Consider the following 4,455-nt stretch of genomic DNA (forward strand, 5'->3'; position numbering starts at 1 on the left):
TGCTGGCGGCGGCCGAGCAGGTGGGAGAGAGCCCGGACGCCGTCGCGCTCGCCGCCGTCCTGCTCCAGCCGTGGGCGGGTGTCGTGCTCTCGGGAGCCGCGACGGTCGGGGAGTTGGGGAGCAATCTCGGTGCCGTCGCAGAGCCGGAGTCGACGTTGCAGGCCGGGCTGAGCCGCCTCGCGGAGGCCCCGGAGGCGTACTGGGCGCACCGGGCGGGGCTTCCCTGGACGTGAGACGAGAGTGTCTCACACGGTGTAGTCTCGTCTCATGACCACCGATCGAGAGGCGTTGCTCAGCTCCACGGCGGAGCTGCTCACCCGACGCCCGGCGGCCTCCATGGACGAGATCGCCAAGGCGGCCGGCGTCAGCCGCGCCACGCTCCACCGCTACTACGCAGGCCGCGACGCCCTCGTGCGCGCCCTCGAAGAGCTCGCCCTCAGCCGGCTCGACACGGCACTCGACGCCGTCCGCCCCGAGGAGGGCGACCCGCAGGACGCCGTCCGCCGTGTGATCGCCGGGGCCGAACCGCTCGCGGGCTTCCTCGCCTTCCTCATCACGGAGAACCAGCTCTTCGAGCCCGGCCGGCAGCACGAGGGCTGGCGCCGCATCGACGACCGGCTCTGCGCCCTCTTCACACGCGGCCAGGAGTCGGGGCACTTCCGCGTCGACCTGACGGCCGCCTTCCTCACCGAGGCGCTCTACGCGCTGATCACGGCCGCCGCCTGGGCGGTCCAGGACGGCAAGGTCGCGGCCCGCAGCGCCACCCCGATGACGGCCGAACTCCTCCTCGGCGGCGCCCTGCGGAGGACCCGATGAGCGGGGCGCCGCTCGCCGCTGCCGTCGCGCCGCTCTCGCGTCGCGCCCGCTGGTTGGCGCTCACGGTGCTCGTGCTCGCCGTCCTCCTCGTCGCCGTCGACGCCACGGTGCTCGGGCTGGCGACGCCCTTCCTCAGCGAGGACCTCAGACCCACCAGCACGCAGCTGCTGTGGATCGGCGACATCTACTCGTTCGTCATCGCGGGGCTGCTCGTCTCGATGGGCAGCCTCGGGGACCGGATCGGCCGCAAGCGGCTGCTGCTGGCCGGCGCCGCCGTCTTCGGCGTCGTCTCGGTGCTCACCGCCTACGCGCACAGCCCCGAGGCGATGATCGTGTGGCGGGCGCTGCTCGGCGTCGCGGGTGCCACGCTCATGCCGTCGACGCTGGCGCTCATCCGCAACATCTTCCCCGACCCGAAGGAGCGCAGCCTCGCCATCGGGATCTGGGGCGCTATGGCCTCGGCGGGCGCCGCGCTCGGGCCCGTGGTCGGCGGCTTCCTGCTGGAGCACTTCTGGTGGGGCTCGGTCTTCCTGATCAACCTTCCCGTGATGGCGGTGCTCGTCGTCGTCGGCGCCAGGCTGCTGCCCGAGTCGCGGAACCCGCATCCGGGGCCGTGGGACCTGCCGAGCGTGGGGCTCTCCACCATCGGCATGATCGCCGTCGTCTACGGGATCAAGGAGGCGGCGGCGCACGGGCCGACGCTTCCGGCGGGCGTGGCCGTCGTCCTCGGCGTCGCCGCGGTCACCGTTTTCGTGCGGCGCCAACTCCGGCTCGACGCGCCCCTGTTGAACATGCGGCTCTTCGCCAACCGCGGCTTCAGCGGGGCCGTCCTCGCCGACCTGCTCACCATCCTCGGCCTCGCGGGTCTGGTCTTCTTCCTCTCGCAGTTCCTTCAGATGGTGCAGGGGCGCTCGCCGTTGCAGGCCGGGCTCGCCGAACTGCCCGCCACGGTGGGTTCCGTGGTCGCGGGGCTGCTCGCCGGCCGGGTGGCGCGGCGCACCTCGGTGCGCGGCGCCGTCTCCGGGGGGCTCGCCGCGGTCGGCGTCGCGCTCGGCGCCTGCGTGTGGCTCCAGGCGACGACGGGGTACTGGCTCCTCGGCGCGGTGCTCCTCACCGTCGGCGTCGGCGCGGGGCTCGCCTTCACGGTCACGGCGGACGTCATCCTCTCCAGCGTCCCCAAGGAGCAGGCCGGCTCGGCCTCCGCCGTCTCGGAGACGGCGTACGAACTCGGCTCGGCGCTCGGCATCGCGCTGCTCGGCTCCGTGGTCACCGGCTTCTACCGCTCCTTCGCCACGCCGCACGGCGTCGACGAGTCGACGGCCGAGGGGGCGCGCGAGTCGCTGGGGGAAGCGGTGCAGCGTGCGCACCAACTCCCGCCCGCGGAAGGGGCGAAGCTCCTCGACGCGGCACGCGGGACCTTCACAGAGGGCTTGCGCGCGGGCGCCGGCACCGGTGCCGTCGTCCTCCTCGGTGCGGCGGTGCTCGCCTGGCACCTGCTCCGCGGGCAACGGCTGGAGACGGTCTCCGAGGAGGAGTGAGCGGCCCGGCTTCGGTGCCGGGGCGCGGTACGGCGGCCTGTCGGACGAGCGCGACAGGGGACGCGGCCGACTCGCCCGAGCAGCAGGGCAGTCGGCCGGCGGGCCCGGGTCAGGCCGCCTGGGCCTTGGTGGCGTAGATGTCGACGTACTCCTGGCCGGAGAGCTCCATGACCTCGCTCATCACCTCGTCGGTGACGGCGCGGAGGACGTAGCGGTCGCGGTCCATGCCGTCGTAGCGGGAGAAGTCGAGCGGTTCGCCGAAGCGCACCCGGATGCGGCGTCCGCCACCGAGCCGGGGCAGGCCCTTCCCGCCCGGCTGCACCTCGTCGGTGCCGATCATCGCGAAGGGCACGACGGGCGCCCCGGTCATCAGCGTCAGACGGGCGATGCCCGTACGCCCGCGGTAGAGGCGGCCGTCGGGGGAGCGGGTGCCCTCGGGGTAGATCGCGAAAAGCTGTCCCTCCTCCAGCACCCGCCGGCCGGTCATCAGTGCGGCGACGCCGCCGCGCCCGCCGTCCCGGTCGACCGGGATCATGCCGACGCCCGTGAAGAACCACGCCATGAGGCGGCCCTTGAAGCCCTTCCCGCTGACGTACTCGTCCTTGCCGATGAAGAAGACCTGCCGCTTGGTGACGAGCGGAAGGATCAGCGAGTCGATGAACGTGAGGTGGTTCCCCGCGAGGATGACGGGGCCCTCGTCGGGGATGCGGTCGCCGCCCTCGACCTTCGGCCGGAAGAGCACCCGGAGGACCGGGCCGAGCACTGCCTTGATCAGCAGGAAACGGGACAACGTATCCTCCGCCCACTCTCGTCTACGCCGCCTCGCCCGGCGGCATTTGCTGGACGCCTCCCGCCGCGCCGGGGCCGACCGCGGAGGCCGGCCGACAGCAGCGCAGGAACGCGCGGTTGAGGACGATACTCGCCGCTACCCGCGGGTTGCACACCGGGTTCACCGGGTCGGTACGGGAAGTTGACGCAGGCGACACGCTCCGCGCTCCCGCTCCGTTCGCCGTGCGTTCGCGCCGAGGTCTCCCGTACGTACCGGGGGCACCCCTACGATCGGCCCGTCCGCCGCCACGGCAGCGGTCAGGCGTACCAGGCACCCCGGGCGTGCCGTTCCGTACAGGGGCGGCGGCACGGGGACGTCCGGCACGACGGCAACGCCATGCACGTCTCGTCACGGAGTTGAGGAGGGCCCATGGGTCAGCAGTTGCGTCCGGGTCGAAGAACCCTGCTCTCGGCCGCGGTGCTCGGTGCCGCAGGTGCGACAGCGATCGGGACGGCGGGCGGTGCCCAGGCGGCGTCCCGTGCGCACCGGGGAGGGGGGAAGGGGCTGCCGCTCCCCGCGGTCGTCGCGCACCGCGGCACGAGCGGCTACCGCCCGGAGCACACCTTCGGCTCGTACCGACTGGCGCTCGAGATGGGCGCGGACGTCGTCGAGCAGGACCTCGTCCCGACCAAGGACGGGCACCTCGTGTGCCGTCACGAGAACGACATCACCGGGACCACCGACGTCGCCGACCACGACGAGTTCGCCGACCGCAGGACCACCAAGAGCGTCGACGGCGTCGAACTCACCGGCTGGTTCACCGAGGACTTCACGCTGCGGGAGCTCAAGACGCTCCGCGCCGTCGAGCGCATCCCGGAGCAGCGCCAGCACAACACGCTCTACGACGGCCGTTGGGAGGTTCCCACCTTCGAGGAGGTCCTGCGGTGGGCGCGGGAGAAGGGCCGCGAGCGCGGGCGTCCGGTCTGGCTCCACATCGAGACCAAGCACCCCACCTACTTCCGCGGACTCGGTCTCGCCCTGGAGAAGCCGCTGGCGAGGCTGCTCCGCAAGTACGGCCGCCACCGGGCCGATTCGCCGAACTTCGTGCAGTCCTTCGAGCCGAGCAGCATCGAGCGGCTCTCGGACCTCGTCGCCTGCCCGGGCGTGGTGCTGCTCTCCGGCGCCGACTCGCAGCCGTGGGACTTCGTGGAGTCCGGCGACCCGCGGACCGTCGCCGACCTCATCGAGCCGGAGGGCCTCGCCGAGATCGCCGGGTACGCCGCCGGCATCGGCCCGACGCTCGAACTCGTCATCCCGCGCCGCGACGACGAC

General features: G+C 72.8%; 4 protein-coding genes and 1 pseudogene. 4 read left to right on the forward strand and 1 reads right to left on the reverse strand.

Going from position 1 to position 4,455, the window contains the following annotated elements:
• The 3 genes and pseudogenes from UWG_RS29290 to UWG_RS0101475 form a co-directional block, all read left to right on the forward strand.
• Positions 1-233, forward strand: a pseudogene (locus UWG_RS29290) (aldo/keto reductase); the annotation flags it as partial.
• Between the two features lie 34 nt (positions 234-267).
• Entirely contained in the window at positions 268-816 is a 549-nt protein-coding gene (locus UWG_RS0101470) for a TetR/AcrR family transcriptional regulator (RefSeq protein ID WP_016905430.1), read from the forward strand.
• On the forward strand, positions 813-2,354 hold the full coding sequence (locus UWG_RS0101475; RefSeq protein ID WP_016905431.1) for an MFS transporter: 1,542 nt from the start codon (positions 813-815) through the stop codon (positions 2,352-2,354). Before UWG_RS0101470 ends, UWG_RS0101475 begins: the two co-directional genes overlap by 4 nt.
• Positions 2,355-2,463: 109 nt before the next feature.
• On the opposite strand, the gene UWG_RS0101480 is transcribed toward UWG_RS0101475, so the two are convergent.
• On the reverse strand, positions 2,464-3,144 hold the full coding sequence (locus UWG_RS0101480) for a lysophospholipid acyltransferase family protein (RefSeq protein WP_016905432.1): 681 nt from the start codon (positions 3,142-3,144) through the stop codon (positions 2,464-2,466).
• A gap of 408 nt (positions 3,145-3,552) precedes the next feature.
• Here UWG_RS0101480 and UWG_RS0101485 point away from each other — a divergent pair.
• The coding region (locus tag UWG_RS0101485; protein ID WP_016905433.1) for a glycerophosphodiester phosphodiesterase family protein at positions 3,553-4,455 on the forward strand (903 nt) is incomplete at its 3' end.

It is taken from the genome of Streptomyces xiaopingdaonensis, assembly GCF_000262345.1.
Lineage (GTDB): Bacteria > Actinomycetota > Actinomycetes > Streptomycetales > Streptomycetaceae > Streptomyces > Streptomyces xiaopingdaonensis.

Bases quoted from the DNA above. Each gene is read 5' to 3' on its own strand.
- UWG_RS0101470 (WP_016905430.1), top strand. From the start codon at position 268: ATGACCACCGATCGAGAGGCGTTGCTCAGCTCCACGGCGGAGCTGCTC.
- UWG_RS0101475 (WP_016905431.1), top strand. From the start codon at position 813: ATGAGCGGGGCGCCGCTCGCCGCTGCCGTCGCGCCGCTCTCGCGTCGC.